At 44.0% G+C, this 14,991-nt stretch carries 14 protein-coding genes and 1 pseudogene; 12 read left to right on the top strand and 3 right to left on the bottom strand.

The annotated features are described in order from the left end of the window. Positions 1 to 795: 795 nt before the first annotated feature. Genes cyoA through ACMAZD_RS00305 form a run of 8 tightly spaced genes read left to right on the top strand, consistent with a single transcriptional unit; the run spans position 796 to position 7,343 of the window. Positions 796 to 1,683, top strand: a complete 888-nt coding sequence (cyoA, locus tag ACMAZD_RS00340; protein ID WP_435248126.1) for a ubiquinol oxidase subunit II — start codon at positions 796 to 798, stop codon at positions 1,681 to 1,683. 28 nt (positions 1,684 to 1,711) lie between these two features. Then, positions 1,712 to 3,763 carry a cytochrome o ubiquinol oxidase subunit I gene (cyoB, locus tag ACMAZD_RS00335; protein WP_435249307.1) on the top strand — a complete coding sequence of 684 codons (2,052 nt, stop codon included), beginning with the start codon at positions 1,712 to 1,714 and terminating at the stop codon, positions 3,761 to 3,763. A 15-nt stretch (positions 3,764 to 3,778) separates the two neighbouring features. Next, a complete protein-coding gene (cyoC, locus tag ACMAZD_RS00330; RefSeq protein WP_435248125.1) occupies positions 3,779 to 4,429 on the top strand; it encodes a cytochrome o ubiquinol oxidase subunit III in 651 nt (216 codons plus the stop codon). After that, positions 4,429 to 4,767, top strand: a complete 339-nt coding sequence (cyoD, locus tag ACMAZD_RS00325) for a cytochrome o ubiquinol oxidase subunit IV (RefSeq protein ID WP_435248124.1) — start codon at positions 4,429 to 4,431, stop codon at positions 4,765 to 4,767. The genes cyoC and cyoD overlap by 1 nt, the downstream gene beginning before the upstream one ends. Before the next feature lie 12 nt (positions 4,768 to 4,779). Next, positions 4,780 to 5,697 carry a heme o synthase gene (gene cyoE, locus ACMAZD_RS00320; protein WP_435248123.1) on the top strand — a complete coding sequence of 306 codons (918 nt, stop codon included), beginning with the start codon at positions 4,780 to 4,782 and terminating at the stop codon, positions 5,695 to 5,697. Then, positions 5,697 to 6,317, top strand: coding sequence for an SCO family protein (locus tag ACMAZD_RS00315; protein WP_435248122.1), 621 nt, complete (start codon positions 5,697 to 5,699; stop codon positions 6,315 to 6,317). The genes cyoE and ACMAZD_RS00315 overlap by 1 nt, the downstream gene beginning before the upstream one ends. 16 nt (positions 6,318 to 6,333) lie before the next feature. Further along, positions 6,334 to 6,831, top strand: a complete 498-nt coding sequence (locus tag ACMAZD_RS00310) for a copper chaperone PCu(A)C (protein ID WP_435248121.1) — start codon at positions 6,334 to 6,336, stop codon at positions 6,829 to 6,831. Positions 6,832 to 6,845: 14 nt separating this feature from the next. Then, positions 6,846 to 7,343 carry a hypothetical protein gene (locus tag ACMAZD_RS00305; protein ID WP_435248120.1) on the top strand — a complete coding sequence of 166 codons (498 nt, stop codon included), beginning with the start codon at positions 6,846 to 6,848 and terminating at the stop codon, positions 7,341 to 7,343. A gap of 172 nt (positions 7,344 to 7,515) precedes the next feature. On the opposite strand, the pseudogene ACMAZD_RS00300 reads toward ACMAZD_RS00305, so the two are convergent. After that, a pseudogene (locus ACMAZD_RS00300) lies at positions 7,516 to 7,710 on the bottom strand (hypothetical protein); the annotation flags it as partial. Positions 7,711 to 7,814: 104 nt separating this feature from the next. Between ACMAZD_RS00300 and asnC the strand changes: the two are divergent. Then, positions 7,815 to 8,279 (top strand): transcriptional regulator AsnC, encoded by a 465-nt coding sequence (asnC, locus tag ACMAZD_RS00295; protein WP_009848066.1) that lies wholly within the window; start codon positions 7,815 to 7,817, stop codon positions 8,277 to 8,279. 154 nt (positions 8,280 to 8,433) lie between these two features. Here asnC and prlC read toward each other — a convergent pair whose 3' ends face one another. Next, positions 8,434 to 10,476 carry an oligopeptidase A gene (prlC, locus tag ACMAZD_RS00290; RefSeq protein ID WP_435248119.1) on the bottom strand — a complete coding sequence of 681 codons (2,043 nt, stop codon included), beginning with the start codon at positions 10,474 to 10,476 and terminating at the stop codon, positions 8,434 to 8,436. Positions 10,477 to 10,754: 278 nt separating this feature from the next. Between prlC and ACMAZD_RS00285 the strand changes: the two genes are divergently transcribed. The 3 genes from ACMAZD_RS00285 to ACMAZD_RS00275 all read left to right on the top strand — a co-directional run bounded on the left by ACMAZD_RS00285 (position 10,755) and on the right by ACMAZD_RS00275 (position 13,537). Further along, positions 10,755 to 11,609, top strand: coding sequence for a 23S rRNA (adenine(2030)-N(6))-methyltransferase RlmJ (locus ACMAZD_RS00285; RefSeq protein WP_029226000.1), 855 nt, complete (start codon positions 10,755 to 10,757; stop codon positions 11,607 to 11,609). 188 nt (positions 11,610 to 11,797) lie between these two features. Continuing rightward, positions 11,798 to 13,153 (top strand): glutathione-disulfide reductase, encoded by a 1,356-nt coding sequence (gene gorA, locus ACMAZD_RS00280; RefSeq protein WP_435248118.1) that lies wholly within the window; start codon positions 11,798 to 11,800, stop codon positions 13,151 to 13,153. A gap of 132 nt (positions 13,154 to 13,285) precedes the next feature. After that, positions 13,286 to 13,537 carry a DUF6482 family protein gene (locus tag ACMAZD_RS00275; RefSeq protein WP_435249306.1) on the top strand — a complete coding sequence of 84 codons (252 nt, stop codon included), beginning with the start codon at positions 13,286 to 13,288 and terminating at the stop codon, positions 13,535 to 13,537. 91 nt (positions 13,538 to 13,628) lie between these two features. Here ACMAZD_RS00275 and ACMAZD_RS00270 read toward each other — a convergent pair whose 3' ends face one another. Beyond that, the gene (locus ACMAZD_RS00270) at positions 13,629 to 14,870 is read right to left on the bottom strand and encodes an NADH:ubiquinone reductase (Na(+)-transporting) subunit B (protein WP_435248117.1); all 1,242 of its coding nucleotides are present in this window, start codon (positions 14,868 to 14,870) and stop codon (positions 13,629 to 13,631) included. Positions 14,871 to 14,991 lie beyond the last annotated feature (121 nt).

The raw sequence follows: 14,991 nt of genomic DNA, 5'->3' as shown, positions 1-14,991 counted from the left end.
GACCAGCCAAGTTTGAATCTAACAGCTCAAGAATTTGAACTGTCAGATATACATGGCATCGTGGTCGCTTAACCAGATCTCAGGTTAAGTAACACATAATGAAAGCTCAATCACTTTATAAACTCACTAATCTTCAGGACTGCAGGCATCGAAAATTGATCTATATCGCACCTTAAAGCGTACATGGCTCTAGAAGTATAAAGAAGAGAGTGTGAGTAAGGCTCATGAGTTACAGAAAAAGACTATTTGTAGTTTTAATCTTTAACTAATGCAGAAGTGAGTGACCAGAGAGGATAAAGCGAGGAAGAACACACTATAAAAGGGCAAGATTACCTATTTTACATCCAAAACCTGTAATATTTGTAACAAGTATCATTATTTCGTAACGAAATGTAACTGACGCTTTACTCCGCTTTATTTTGCCTTCAAATTGCAATCATATAACTCATAAAACTCACTAAAAAATAAGGAGATCAGGTACGGTCAATATCAAAAGCAAACAACAAGACAAATTTTGTGGATATAGAAAATCTGAATTCTGGCGTGTCAGTTACCTGAGGAAAGTTGTAATAAAGTCACTGTGAAGTTTACCTGGCGTTCAATGCAGTACTTCATACGTCTCGAGTAGAACTAAAAAATTAATCAGGGTCCGTGCATGCACTCGTCATCTATTAAATTTTACCACAATGTCAACTATTTACAAATAAATAATAAAAATTTAACAATTTTTTAAAGAAGTCTTCTGATTTTGTTATTGAGTTAATTAATAACATTACGATAAATAGGTGAGGAAAAATGAAGACAACACGTAGAAGGATAGTTGAAATAACGATCCTTGCAATATTATCAGTAGCACTGTTAACGTTCTTATTTACTAGCAGTAACATGGTTCTATTCGATTCAAAAGGTTCGGTTGGTCAAGCCCAATCTTCATTGATCATTACATCAGTACTTTTAATGGCAATCATCATAGTCCCTGTTTTGCTGATGTCCGTGTATTTCCCTTATAAATACCGTCACAGTAATAGAGATGCTGAATACAAACCAAACTGGGAGCATTCCACAAAAATCGAAGTGATTGTGTGGGCAGTTCCTTGTCTAATCATTCTTGCGTTAGGTTGGATCACTTATCAAACCTCATACTCTCTCGACCCGCGTAAAGAAATTGCATCTGAAGAAAAACCTTTGACTATCCAAGTTGTTGCAATGAACTGGAAATGGCTGTTTATCTACCCTGAACACCAAATAGCAACGGTTAATGAAATTGCGCTACCTGTAAACCGCCCAGTAAGATTCTTAGTTACGTCTGACACCACGATGAATTCATTCTTCATCCCACAACTCGGTAGTCAGGTTTACGCAATGGCTGGTATGGAAAACAGACTTCACCTTATGGCAGAAGAGGAAGGTGTATATCGTGGTATTTCTGCAAACTATAGCGGCTTTGGCTTTACCAATATGAAGTTCAAAGCACACGCAGTTGACAATGCCGACTTCGACCAATGGGTTAAAAAAGTTAAAGCATCCGACAAAGTATTGAACGACAGTAGCTACGACGTACTGACAGCCAATGCTAAAGAGCAAATTAAAACAGCTCACCCTGTGACTTATTTTGCTTCTGTCGATCCTCTTCAATTCAAAGATATCATTGAAAAACATGCGGGAGTCCAAAATGGCTTATAAAGGCGATGTCTACGCCGATCCGGATCCTATCTTCGGCAAACTAAATTGGGATGTGATTCCATTTACAGACCCAGTCATATTACCGGTTATGCTAGGCGCTCTTTTGGGTGGACTAGCACTTGTAGCTGCAATCACTTACTACGGTAAGTGGAAGTATTTATGGGGACAATGGTTTACTTCCGTCGACCATAAAAAAATCGGTATCATGTACATCATTGTTGCGGCAGTAATGCTTTTACGTGGTTTCGCTGACGCCTTCATGATGCGTACTCAACAAGCAGCAGCAACCATCAATGGAACTGGTTATCTACCTCCAGAGCACTACGACCAAATCTTTAGTGCCCATGGTGTAATCATGATTTTCTTCGTTGCCATGCCATTCGTGGTTGGCCTTATGAACATCATCGTTCCACTTCAAATTGGTGCACGTGACGTAGCCTTCCCATTTTTAAACTCTTTGAGCTTCTGGCTATTTGTTGTTGGTGCAATTCTGATTAACATGTCACTATTTATCGGTGAATTTGCTGCAACAGGTTGGCTTGCTTACCCACCATTATCTGGTATGGAATACAGTCCTTGGGTGGGTGTCGACTACTGGCTCTGGGCGCTACAGATCTCTGGTATCGGTACCCTACTGACCGGTGTTAACTTCGTTGTTACCATTATTCGCATGCGTGCACCAGGTATGAAACTGATGCAAATGCCTGTGTTTACATGGACGTCGCTATGTGCAAACGCACTGATTGTTTTGGCTTTCCCAATTCTGACAGTAACGTTAACGCTATTGACACTTGACCGTTACATTGGCACCCATTTCTTCACAACAGATATGGGCGGCAACGTAATGATGTACGTTAACCTTATCTGGGCATGGGGTCACCCTGAAGTATACATTCTGATTTTACCTGCTTTTGGTATCTTCTCAGAAATCACAGCGACATTCTCACGCAAACGTCTGTTCGGCTATGTCTCACTTGTGTGGGCAACAGCCGTCATCATGATTCTGTCATTCGTTGTATGGCTACACCATTTCTTCACTATGGGTGCAGGGGCAAGTGTTAACGCTTTCTTCGGTATTGCTACGATGATTATCTCAATTCCGACTGGGGTTAAGATATTCAACTGGCTATTTACTATGTACAAAGGTCGCGTTGAGTTTTCAGCGAGCATGTGGTGGACAATTGCATTCCTAATTACCTTCACAATTGGTGGTATGACGGGTGTTATGCTTGCAGTTCCAGCAGCAAACTTCGTACTTCACAACAGCTTATTCGTTATCGCTCACTTCCATAACGTGATTATCGGTGGTGCGCTATTCGGTTACTTTGCAGGTTTCACATACTGGTTCCCGAAAGCAACGGGTTTCAAGCTAGACGAGAGACTAGGCAAACTTTCTTGTGTTCTTTGGACTGTCGGCTTCTTCGTAACCTTCATGCCAATTTACGTTCTAGGTTTCAGTGGTATGACACGTCGTCTGAATGTTGCTGATAACCCTGAGTGGGCACCATTACTTTGGATCTCTGCATTTGGCGTATTTATCATTGCATCGGGTATTGCGACTCAGTTCTACCAAGTTTACGTAAGTATTCGTGACCGTAAAGAGAACCTTGATCTTACCGGTGACCCTTGGGATGGACGTACACTTGAGTGGGCAACCTCTTCACCACCAGCGTTCTACAACTTCGCGACTCTTCCTAAGATTCACGATCGTGATGAACACCACTATGCAAAAGAGAACGGTTTAGCGTACAAAGCACCTGAGCGTTACAAGCGCATCCATATGCCAAAGAATACTTGGGCAGGTGTTGTGATCAGCGCATTTGCATTAACACTGGGTTTTGCTTTTGTATGGCACATCTGGTGGATGGTCATCGCTAGTGGTGTTGGCATTTTGGCATCATGGATTGCATACAGTTTTGAGCGCAACAAAGACTACTACGTTGAAGTCGCTGAAGTTGAAGCAATTGAACGTGCTCATCTAGCACGTGTTAATGGCGAACAAGAATTGACTCGCGAAGAAAACAAAGACGAAGATCAGGATGAAGATGATTCTTCTGACTTAAAACCTGTTATGGCATAGGGACTGACAGCAATTATGACTACAGAAGTTAAACATACATTTGAACCAAACGTCGCTGTTCAGTCACATGGCGGTCATGATCACGATGACCATGACCATGACCATCATGATTATGCAGGCGATACGATCTTTGGCTTTTGGATTTATATCTTAAGTGACTGTTTATTATTCGGTACGCTTTTCGCAGTGTTTGCTGTTTTCTCTAGCAGCTTTGCTGGACAAATTGAGCCAACTGAACTGTTCAATTTAACCTTCGTTGCTGGTGAAACTGCCCTACTTCTTCTTAGTAGTTTCACTTTTGGCATGGCGATGCTAAAGGCGAACAAAGAAGACATGAAAGGTATGCTTAAATGGCTGGGCATTACCTTTGCGCTCGGTCTGTCTTTCTTAGTAATGGAGCTTTATGAGTTCTGGCATTTCAGTCATGAAGGTGCCACTTTCCACAGTAGTGCATACTGGTCATCTTTCTATGCACTTGTTGCAACGCACGGTCTGCACGTATCTGCAGGCCTGATTTGGATGATTGTTCTATTCGTTCACTTCAAGCGTGACGGCTTTTCTGAAGACAATAAAACTCGTTTAGCTTGTCTGAGCTTATTCTGGCATTTCCTAGATGTGATTTGGATCTGTGTATTCAGCGTTGTTTACTTGATGGGGGTATTATAATGGCTAATTCATCTGAACACGACCAAGGTGGACAGGCTCACGGTAGCGTAAAAGAGTATCTGAATGGTTTAATTCTATCCATCATTCTTACTGTAGTACCTTTTGCTATGGTGATGGCTGGAGTCGGCTCTAAGCCGCTAATCATTGGTGTAATCATGGTTTTCGCAGTAGCACAAATCTTTGTTCAACTGGTTTACTTTTTACACATGAACACCTCATCAAAACAGATGTGGAATACCTCTTCCGCCGTTTTTGTTGTGGTAATCGTTGCAATTATCCTCATCGGTTCGTTGTGGATTATGGAACACTTAAATCACAATATGCTGATGGGTTATTAATAGGGTTTCAGGATGTATAGACCTTATTTAAAAATCACCAAACCCGGTATTATCGGCGGCAACTTAGTTGCCGCCATCGGTGGTGTGCTTCTCGCTTCTCAAGGCAATATCGATTGGCTATTACTGCTTGCTGTTTGCATGGGTACTAGCCTCATCGTTGCATCTGGTTGCGTTTTCAACAACGTGATCGATAAAGATATCGATCGGTTAATGAAACGCACCTGTGAGAGGGAGCTTGTCAAAAATGTTATACCTGTATCTCACGCGCTTATTTGGGCTACAGTATTAGGTTTATCTGGCTTTTATATACTAAGCCAATTCACAACAGCGATTGCACTTCAATTTGGTGTGCTCGGGTTCGTTGTCTATGTTGGTTTATATAGCCTTTATTATAAGCGTAAATCCATCTATGGCACCCTGATAGGCGGACTTTCAGGTGCATGTCCTCCGGCTATCGGTTATTGCGCAGTGACAGGCGACTTTGATGCTGGCGCTGCAATCTTATTTGTTACTTTCTGTATCTGGCAACTTCCGCATTCCTATGCCATCGCCATTTACCGATTCGATGATTACAAAGCAGCATCCATTCCAGTTCTACCTGTAAAAGTGGGGATCGAACGTGCTCGTTTACACATCATTGCTTATATTATTGCGTTTGCTGTTTCTGCTTTGGGACTCAATTACCTCGGTTATGCGGGAAGCTGGTATGCACTGAGTATCGGTTTAATGAGTCTTCACTGGCTATATATTGCCAAAATGGGTTACCAAAAAGTGCCCGATGCCCAATGGGGCAAGCAGATGTTACTTTGTTCAATCGCTAACATCATGGTGTTTTGTTTACTTATTTCTCTCGACTTTTCAGAGGGAGATCTATCAGAAAATATTCAAGCTAGTAATACAGTAGTCTCTACTCTTCTGGATCAAATTTAATGACGAAAAACCCTGTAAAAATTGTGCTCCTTCTTGGAGCACTTGCCCTCGCTGGCATCTTCGCACTTTACATCAACAACAGCACAATCCCGATCGGAGAAAAACAAAAAGCGCTGAAAGATCTTGGCGGTGAATTCCAATTGAATAGCCTTGATGGCACCGTCACCCTTAACCAATTTAAAGGGAAAACTGTCGTTCTCTATTTTGGATTCCTAAACTGTGCTGAAGTCTGCCCTTCTTCAATGGGTGTGATGTCGGCCGCTTTTTCTATGTTACCGCCTGAAGAATATGCAAACGTACAAGGTATCTTTATCAGTGTCGATCCTGGTCGCGATGATCTTGACTCTCTTGACAAATTTGCAAAGTATTTTGATAAACGCATGAAAGGACTAACAGGAACTAAAAAAGAAATAGATGCCTTAACACAACAGTATGGTGTTTACTTTGATTTAGTTGACATGGAGTCTTCTGAACTTAGCTACACCGTAGACCACGCATCTCTTTTCTATATTATTAACCCAGAAGGAAAGCTGGTTGATGCAATGAGCCACACAACAACGCCTATTGAGCTAGCTGCAGGTATTGATCGTGCTCATAGCAAAGCCCTTGCTAATAACTAAAACTATAGGGAAAATTATGAAAAAGACCGTATTATCAGTCGTCTTAGCACTCGCTGCATTCCAAGCTTCTGCACATGACCATGGCGCTCATGACACAGTAACTACTGATACACAAACATATCACGAAGTACAAACCATTAATGACGCACTTACGATCGAAAATGCCCGTGCTAAAGCAACGATTCCAGGGGTAAAGGTTAGCGCAGGTTATATGAAGATCACCAACGATACCGACAAGCCTATTCGTATTGTAGAGGCAAACTCCTCTATCGCAAAACATACAGAGTTCCATCGTATGTTTATGCGTGATAGTCAGATGGCGATGCGTAAAGTTGATGCGCTGGAGATACCTGCAAAAGGTTCTATTGAGCTAAAGCCAAAAGATTACCACCTAATGTTTATGGGTGTTAAAGAAGCTTTAGAGCCCGGCCAAGAAATCAAAGTAACTTTAGTTGACGACAACAGTAAAAGTTTTGACGTGCTACTTACGGTTATGCCTATGACCAAGTATTGATTCGGAGTATAAATATGAAGTTATTTGCTTATGTGCTAAGTTCGCTGCTCGCTTTACCAAGCTTGTTTAATATCGCTCAAGCGAAAACATCAATGGACAGTATTTTTGAGAGCCAAGCTATCCCCTGCTCTTCTGAACTTAAGGATTTGGCAACTGCCACGTTAAAAGAAAATCCCCATAGAATGCTGCCCTATGTTAATAAGTCTGATGGTATCCATCTTTTCAATGCGCTGGCTGTAACCACTTATCGTGATCGTCAGAGTCATGTGACTTTTCATGGTGTGAAAAATATCGAAGGTGGATGTGATACCTCAGTCACTGAAAGCTATATTTTGCAAACCTCATGTGCTGACGCTCGACATGAAGCTTTTAGCAAATGGAATTTCAAAGGAAAATTGAACGAACATACCTACGTGCTTAAGAGCAAAAAGATTATTGGGAAACAAGCGTTTCTTACAGAGCAGTTCTCAAACTTTTGCTTAGTAACGACACGACAAGTCATTAGTAACTAGGGCGTGTTGAGCTTTCGAGCTAATTTAACCGAGAAAGGTCAACACGCCCTAACCATACTCACATTCAATATCAATGCCCTGTTTCTTGATGATTCAAATACAGGGCATTTTTTCTAAATATTATTGAAAAACACCATTGACCAATTAATTAAGCATTCAATTGCATTGGTGTGGTGTGATAAAGCTGATAAGCACACTCAAGATAATCAGGATTTTGAGAGCGCTTACTATCGAAGTAAACGACACGATAAGACAGACCATCTCGGTCAAGTTCTGCCGCTGGTCCTTTGTGGAAATCGTCTGTCCAGAAAAAACCTTAATGGTAAGGGTGGATCACCAACACATCACAAGAAAAAACAACCAAAATCGCACTGAATTCACCTTAACCCTATAGTTACTGCTAATATCATCAACCTTGGCTATGATATGTACTCTAGCCGAACTATTTTCATTCGATATAAGGGTTTACGCATGTCCACAACAACTGCTCGTCTGGATGACCTAGACCGTGCTATTCTCAAAACTTTGATGGAAGATGCGCGCACGCCTTATGCTGAAATGGCAAAGAAATTCGATGTCAGCCCCGCGACGATTCACGTTCGTATCGAAAAGATGAGATCGGCCGACATTATTGAGCGAACCGAGGTTGTGGTAAACACCAAGAAGCTTGGTTACGACGTATGTTGTTTTATTGGCATCAACCTTAACGCAGCTCGCGACTACCACTCAGCCATTGCAAAACTGAATGCCTTGGATGAAGTGGTTGAGGCTTACTACACCACTGGCGCCTACAACATTTTCGTTAAACTGATGTGTAAATCGATCGAAGAGTTGCAGTTCGTACTGATTGATAAATTACAGGCGATCGACGAGGTTCAATCGACTGAGACTCTTATCTCGCTGCAAAACCCAATCAATCGCAATGTGAACCCATAATCTATACACGCACTAGATTATGTTTAGGTCAACTCAAAAAGAAAAGGCTGAACGCAATGTTCAGCCTTTAATCTATCTAGCTTATGTCGTCTCGAATCTAAGCTCTATTGCCTAATATAAGCTATGCAGCTAGCAATATAAGGGAATCACAAACCTAAGCTTGAATACCCGCGTGACGAAGCATCGCATCGATTTGAGGCTCACGACCACGGAAGCGTTTGAACAGCTCCATAGGCTCTTCGCTGCCACCCATCTCAAGGATATTGTTCAGGAAGCGATTGCCGGTTTCAGTGTTGAAGATACCCTCTTCTTCAAATGCGGAGAACGCATCTGCAGACAATACTTCTGCCCATAGATAGCTGTAGTAACCAGCGCTGTAGCCACCAGCAAAGATGTGGCCAAAGCTGTGTGAGAAGCGGTTCCAATCAAGGCTTGGCAGTACCGAAACCTTAGACTTCACGTCGGCTAATGTTTCTAGTACGCGTGCTCCGACTTCTGGATCGTATTCTGTATGCAGCGTGAAATCGAACAGGCCAAGTTCTAGCTGACGTAGGATAAACATCGCTGACTGGAAGTTCTTTGCCGCTAGCATCTTCTCTAGCATCTCTTTTGGTAAGGCTTCACCTGTTTCGAAGTGACCAGAGATAAACGACAGCGCTTCTTCTTCCCAACACCAGTTTTCTAGGAACTGACTAGGTAGCTCAACAGCATCCCAAGGTACACCGTTGATACCTGCCACAGCCCCCGCTTCAACTTGCGTTAGCATGTGGTGGATACCATGACCAAATTCGTGGAACAAAGTCACGACTTCATCGTGAGTAAATAGTGCGGGTTTATCGCCAACCGGTTTATTGAAGTTACACGTTAGGTAAGCCACTGGCGTTTGTAGCTCGCCAGATTGAGTAATGCGACGACCGCGACAGTCATCCATCCAAGCGCCACCACGTTTGTGTTCACGTGCGTATAGGTCTAGGTAGAAGCTACCGCGTAATGTTCCTGTCGCATCAAAGATATCGAAAAAGCGTACTGAATCATGCCATGTATCTACACCTTCACGCTCACTCACCGACATACCAAACACACGGTTGAGTACTTCGAACAAACCAGAAACCGCTTTCGACTCAGGGAAGTATGGACGAAGCTCTTCATCAGAGATCTCGAACAGGTTCTGTTTTTGCTTCTCGCTGTAGTAAGCGATGTCCCACAGGTTTAACTCAGAAACACCGAACTCTTTCTCAGCAAACTGACGTAGCTCTTCTACTTCTCGCTCACCTTGTGGTTTTGCTTTTACTGCGAGGTCGTTAAGGAAACCCAGCACTTGGTCTGGCGTTTCTGCCATCTTGGTCGACAGTGATTTTTCGCTGTAGGTGCTGAAACCCAGCATGCGAGCGATCTCGTGACGCAGCTTAAGTTGCTCCGTGATGATCTCGGTGTTATCCCACTTACCTGCATTTGGACCGCGATCTGAAGCACGAGTTACGTAAGCTTCGTACAGCTCTTGACGTAGTTCTTGGTTATCACAGTACGTCATCACCGGTAGGTATGAAGGGATATCCAGAGTCAGTAGGTAACCTTCCTGCTCTTTAGCTTCCGCCGCCGCTTGTGCTGCTGCCAATGCTGACTCAGGCATACCAGCCAGTTCAGCCACGTCTGTTACCTGCTTGCTCCAACCCATGGTGGCATCAAGCACGTTGTTTGAGAATTGAGAGCCTAGCTCAGATTGGCGCTTGCTGATCTCGCCGTAACGATGCTGCTCATCTGCAGGTAAGCCAATACCTGACAATTCAAAGTCTCGCAGTGCGTCGGTAATGGTTTTCTGTTGAGCTTGGTCTAATGCCGAGAATGCTTCACTCGCCTTGATCGCTTTGTAAGCATCGAACAAACCTTTATGTTGACCAACCCAAGTGCCGTATTCAGAAAGTACAGGCAAGCAACTCTCATAAGCCTCACGCAGCTCATCGCTGTTCATCACAGAATTCATATGGCTTACTGGTGACCAAATACGGCCTAAACGATCATCCACTTCGTCAATCGGAGCAACGAGGTTGTCCCAACTTGGAGAAGTATTACCTTCAAGTACTTGTTCTATCTTGTTGCGACACGCTTCAATCACTTGCTCAATCGCTGGCTTAACGTGCTCAGGTTTGATTTGTGAAAACGGAGGTAAGTCCGTGAAGGTTAATAGCGGGTTAGACATATAAACATTCCTTTGGCTTTAGAGACTTTCGTCTTTTGGGTAATGAGGTCGTCTTACAGTCATCAAGCTAGGGGCACCCTAAAAAATCACCTGCGAATAGTTATTAAATAGTGCCCATGAAGGCAAATTTCAATAGCAGAACCAATAACTAACTGCATATTGCGAACGACTGTTCCTGAATTGATCGAGAATTTATGGTCCATTGAGGGTTATAATAGTCGGATTAACCCCACCTACACTAACCACACTCTAATTCGAGAGTGTTACGAGAGTTTAATTTGTTAAGTTATCGCCACAGCTTCCACGCAGGTAACCATGCCGACGTAGTAAAGCATATCGTACAGAGCCTTATTCTTAATTCTTTGAAACAGAAGGATAAGCCTTTTGTTTATCATGACACTCACTCTGGTGTAGGTCGTTACGACTTAACGCATGAATGGTCTGAAAAAACCGGCGAATACAAGCAAGGTATTGCACGTCTATGGTTTGCAAGTGAAGCGGGGCAACAAGAACTTCCTGAAGACATTCAAAGCTATCTTGAGTCTATTTCAGCACTCAACAATGGCGAGAAACTGCGTTTCTACCCAGGTTCACCACGTGTTGCACGTGCACACCTGCGCGACCAAGACCGCATGGTACTGACTGAGCTTCACCCTGCAGACCATCCACTACTGGAGCAAGAGTTCCACCGCGATCGTCAGGTATCTATCTACAAAGAAGATGGCTTCCAACGCCTAAAAGGCAGCCTGCCACCTAAAGAACGTCGTGGTTTGGTTCTTATCGACCCACCTTACGAGCTGGCAAAAGAGTATCGTGATGTTGTGACTGCGATTGCTCAAAGCCATAAGCGCTGGGCAACCGGTATCTACGCAATTTGGTACCCAGTGGTAAATCGTTGTGACATCGAAGACATGATCGAAGGGCTAGAAAGCTTAGGCATCAACAAGATTCTACAAATCGAACTTGGCGTATCACCAGACACCAACGAGCGTGGCATGACAGCATCAGGCATGATTGTTATCAACCCACCTTGGAAGCTAGAAAGCCAAATGAACGAAATTCTTCCATTCTTGAAGGAAGCAATTGCGCCGGCGACCGGTCACTTCAAAGTAGAGTGGATCGTACCCGAGTAATCTCAAACTCGATGGCATAGTTTGAAGAGTCTTCAATAGACTGTGACATACACGAATAAATTTTAAACAGGGAGATTGAGTTCAACCAATCTGCCCTCAATATAATAATTAGACAATTTAAGAATCTATAGGACGTAGGTGTTCAGTGCGATCACTGTACCCACAACCTTCAATAAATGGAGAAAGTAATGGCGGCTCATTTTGATTACATCTGTATCGGCGGCGGTTCAGGCGGCATCGCATCAGCTAACCGCGCAGCAATGCACGGTGCAAAAGTTGCACTTATCGAAGCTCAAGACCTTGGTGGTACTTGTGTAAACGTTGGTTGTGTTCCTAAAAAGGTTATGTGGCACGGTGCTCAAGTTGCCGAAGCAATCAACCTATATTCAAAAGACTACGGCTTCGACGTTGACGTAAAAGGCTTCAACTGGGGCAAACTGGTTGAAAACCGTCAAGCGTACATTGGTCGTATCCACCAATCTTACGATCGTGTCCTTGGTAACAACAAAATAAACGTAATCAAAGGCTTTGCTAAGTTTGTCGATGAGAAGACTGTTGAAGTTAACGGTGAGCACTACACAGCTGATCACATCCTGATCGCAGTGGGTGGTCGTCCAACCATTCCAAACATCCCTGGCGCAGAGCACGGTATCGACTCAAATAGTTTCTTCGACCTGATGGAGCAACCTAAGCGTGTTGCTGTAATCGGCGCAGGCTACATCGCAGTAGAAATCGCAGGCGTACTAAGTGCGCTTGGCACAAAAACACATCTTTTCTGTCGTAAAGAGTCACCACTACGTAGCTTCGACCCAATGATCATCGAGACATTGGTTGAAGTAATGGAAGCGGAAGGCCCAACACTTCACACACACTCTGTTCCAAAAGAAGTAGTGAAAGAAGCAGACGGCACATTGACTCTACACCTAGAGAACGGCAACACTCAAAACGTTGACCACTTAATCTGGGCTATCGGTCGCCACCCAGCCACTGACGCTATCAACCTAGCATCAACGGGCGTTGCAACTAACGACCGTGGCTACATCAAAGTAGACGAGTTCCAAGCAACCAACGTTCCTGGCATCTACTGTGTTGGCGACATCATGGAAGGCGGCATCGAGCTAACACCTGTTGCTGTGAAAGCCGGTCGTCAGCTTTCTGAGCGTCTATTCAACGGCCAAACAAATGCGAAGATGGACTACACGCTCGTTCCTACTGTTGTATTCAGCCACCCACCTATCGGCACAATTGGTCTAACGACTCAAGAAGCTGAAGAGCAATACGGCAAAGACAACATCAAGGTATACACGTCTGGTTTTACTGCAATGTACACTGCAGTCACTCAGCACCGTCAACCTTGTAAGATGAAGCTAGTATGTGCTGGCGAAGAAGAGACAGTAGTTGGTCTACACGGCATCGGTTTCACTGTTGATGAAATGATTCAAGGCTTCGGCGTTGCAATGAAGATGGGCGCAACCAAAGCAGACTTCGACTCTGTTGTGGCGATTCACCCAACGGGCAGCGAAGAATTTGTAACGATGAGATAATCAACGTCTTTTATTGATATCTCTTAAAAAGTAGGCCTTGTGCCTGCTTTTTTTATGCCCATTCTTGAACCTTACTCCCCAACTCTACGTAACACAGATACTGACCTATCAAGAACAGCAATGGAGTTTATGATGAATCTACTAATTGAATCATTTGAAGGCGGGATCTACTTGGCTTACCAAATCGTTGGCGAACAAAAACGGTTAATTAAAGACGACCACCAGCACCCAATGAAGTTTTTAAGTGTTAACCAAGCGCGCGACCACTTTAGCGACCAAGGTGTAGCATCGGCCACGCTTATTCATAACAGTGCCTACGACGAGATGTGTGGTGAGCATTGTGGTAACACCCAACCGTTCGAGATTGATTTGAAGTGGAGTTGAATCAACTTCAAATTAATCGCGATAAAAATTGAAAGGCTTGCAACGTTGCAAGCCTTTCTTATGGGAGTAACCTTCCCTCATTCCACCTAAATCAGCGCAATGTTCGTTTCTGTCTACGTTTGATATTTTGCTCTTTCACAATAAAGTCGAACAGTGGTGCGAAAAGGTTGGCGAACAGGATGGCCAACATGATGCCCTCTGGATAAGCCGGGTTGAGCACTCGAATACCGACCGTCATCACACCGATAAGAATCCCGTAAGCCCACTTACTCTGATTGGTAAAAGCGGCAGAAACTGGGTCGGTCGCCATAAAGAAAGTACCAAAGGCAACACCGCCCAACACAAAGTGCCAGTAGAACGGCATCGAGAACATTGAGTTGGTATCAGAGCCAATCCAGTTCATCAAACTCGAAGTCACGACGAGGCCAATGATCACACCGGCGACAATGCGCCAAGAGGCGATCTTCATGACAATCAGAATCAGACCCGTCAACATGATGAGCAATGAAGAAACCTCACCCATCGAGCCCGGTATGTTGCCGACAAACGCGTCCATCCACGTTATCGCCTCGCCAGTCATATTATTCATAAGCGAAGTGCTGCCACCCTCATACCATTGACTCAGTGGTGTCGCGCCTGAATAGCCGTCAGCGGCAACCCACACAAGCCCACCCGACATGTTGGCTGGATAAGCGAAATAGAGAAACGCGCGGCCTGCGAGTGCAGGGTTAAGGAAGTTACGTCCTGTACCACCGAACAGCTCTTTCGCGACAACGATACCAAAGGTGATACCTAGCGCTGCTTGCCACAACGGGATAGTCGGCGGAAGAATTAAGGCAAAGAGAACCGAACTAACAAAAAAGCCTTCGTTGACCTCGTGCTTACGCACAACGGCAAACAACACCTCCCAAAAACCACCGACAACGAAAACCGTCGCGTACACAGGTAAGAAATAGAGGGCGCCGAGCAACATCTGACTCCCCCAGCCACTTGCCATTAAGGACTGTGCATCACCAAATGCCCACGACAAGCGCCAGCTGCTCTCGATGACCGAGGTAAGTTCGTTAAGTTGATAACTGGATGTTAGTGCCGAGACACTTTGGTGTCCGACGTTATACATCCCCCAGAACATGGCAGGGAAAGTCGCCAGCCACACCAAAATCATAATACGTTTGAGATCGATACTATCTCGAACGTGGGTCAAGCCTCGGTTTACGTTTCCGGGCGTATAAAAGATGGTGGCAAACGCCTCATAGACTGGGTAAAGCTTTTCGTATTTACCTCCGGCTTCAAAACGCGGGGCTACGTCTTCTAATCGTTTCTTCAAACTCATAATCTCAATCACCTTATTGCTTGAGTTATAGTTTTCTACGCACCAACTGCGCTATTTGAACAATTTTTAGCGATTTTTAATCAAATTAATATTGAAGAAACGGGTCAGCATTCACAGTAAA

The sequence above is a fragment of the Vibrio sp. nBUS_14 genome, from assembly GCF_051201655.1.
In the GTDB taxonomy this organism is placed as follows: Bacteria; Pseudomonadota; Gammaproteobacteria; order Enterobacterales; family Vibrionaceae; genus Vibrio.
Note: the sequence above shows the minus strand (reverse complement) of the source record. Positions and strands in the feature narration are given on the sequence as shown.

Excerpts from the sequence above, each read along its gene's own strand:
- cyoA (WP_435248126.1), top strand. The coding sequence starts at position 796 with ATGAAGACAACACGTAGAAGGATAGTTGAAATAACGATCCTTGCAATA.
- cyoC (WP_435248125.1), top strand. The coding sequence starts at position 3,779 with ATGACTACAGAAGTTAAACATACATTTGAACCAAACGTCGCTGTTCAG.
- cyoD (WP_435248124.1), top strand. The coding sequence starts at position 4,429 with ATGGCTAATTCATCTGAACACGACCAAGGTGGACAGGCTCACGGTAGC.
- cyoE (WP_435248123.1), top strand. The coding sequence starts at position 4,780 with ATGTATAGACCTTATTTAAAAATCACCAAACCCGGTATTATCGGCGGC.
- ACMAZD_RS00315 (WP_435248122.1), top strand. The coding sequence starts at position 5,697 with ATGACGAAAAACCCTGTAAAAATTGTGCTCCTTCTTGGAGCACTTGCC.
- ACMAZD_RS00310 (WP_435248121.1), top strand. The coding sequence starts at position 6,334 with ATGAAAAAGACCGTATTATCAGTCGTCTTAGCACTCGCTGCATTCCAA.
- ACMAZD_RS00305 (WP_435248120.1), top strand. The coding sequence starts at position 6,846 with ATGAAGTTATTTGCTTATGTGCTAAGTTCGCTGCTCGCTTTACCAAGC.
- asnC (WP_009848066.1), top strand. The coding sequence starts at position 7,815 with ATGTCCACAACAACTGCTCGTCTGGATGACCTAGACCGTGCTATTCTC.
- prlC (WP_435248119.1), bottom strand. The coding sequence starts at position 10,476 with ATGTCTAACCCGCTATTAACCTTCACGGACTTACCTCCGTTTTCACAA.
- gorA (WP_435248118.1), top strand. The coding sequence starts at position 11,798 with ATGGCGGCTCATTTTGATTACATCTGTATCGGCGGCGGTTCAGGCGGC.
- ACMAZD_RS00275 (WP_435249306.1), top strand. The coding sequence starts at position 13,286 with ATGAATCTACTAATTGAATCATTTGAAGGCGGGATCTACTTGGCTTAC.
- ACMAZD_RS00270 (WP_435248117.1), bottom strand. The coding sequence starts at position 14,870 with ATGAGTTTGAAGAAACGATTAGAAGACGTAGCCCCGCGTTTTGAAGCC.